This window comes from Alicyclobacillus acidiphilus NBRC 100859 (genome assembly GCF_001544355.1).
GTDB classification, from domain to species: Bacteria; Bacillota; Bacilli; order Alicyclobacillales; family Alicyclobacillaceae; genus Alicyclobacillus; species Alicyclobacillus acidiphilus.
On the sequence record NZ_BCQI01000165.1, the window covers coordinates 1 to 543 of the forward strand.

1 protein-coding gene is annotated in these 543 nt (G+C 52.7%); it reads right to left on the reverse strand.

Annotated features, from left to right (window positions below):
• A partial coding sequence (locus tag AAC01S_RS18565) for a transposase (RefSeq protein WP_157071315.1) occupies nt 1–543 on the reverse strand: 543 nt, incomplete at both ends.

The window sequence follows — 543 nt, forward strand, 5'->3', positions numbered from 1 at the left end:
AAATTCGTCTTAAGCCTTGCGTTACAACGCTCTACAGCAGTTCGCTCGTTGTATAACAGCTTCCAATTCTGCGTGCCTCGGTGTGGTGCGCAGTAACGCCGAATATCTTCTGTGATCCGCTTTTTGACCACCATACCGTAGTTGGATTCGGAACATGTCGCGATTCCAAGCGGACAATCTACCTTCCCAACCGCGTGCGGGCAGCGAAACTTTAGTCGGTCACCGTCCGCACCCCAATACACCATGTCATATCCCATCGTGCAACGCGGCGTCCCGTCCGATGCGATTCCTTCAGGCGGTTCTTTTTCACCGCGCTTGTTCATCGCGATAATTGCCTGTGCACCATATTGACGAACCGTTTCATAGTTTTTGACTTGATCATATCCAGCATCCATCATGACGAAATCGACTTTCCAACCGTGCGCCTTCACGACGTGTTCCAGCAATGGCGCGGCCATCTCCCCGTCGTAGACGTTTGCAGGTGTGACCTCTAAAGCGACCGGCAGCTCACTCGCGGTATCGACAGCCAGGTGGATTTTGTAC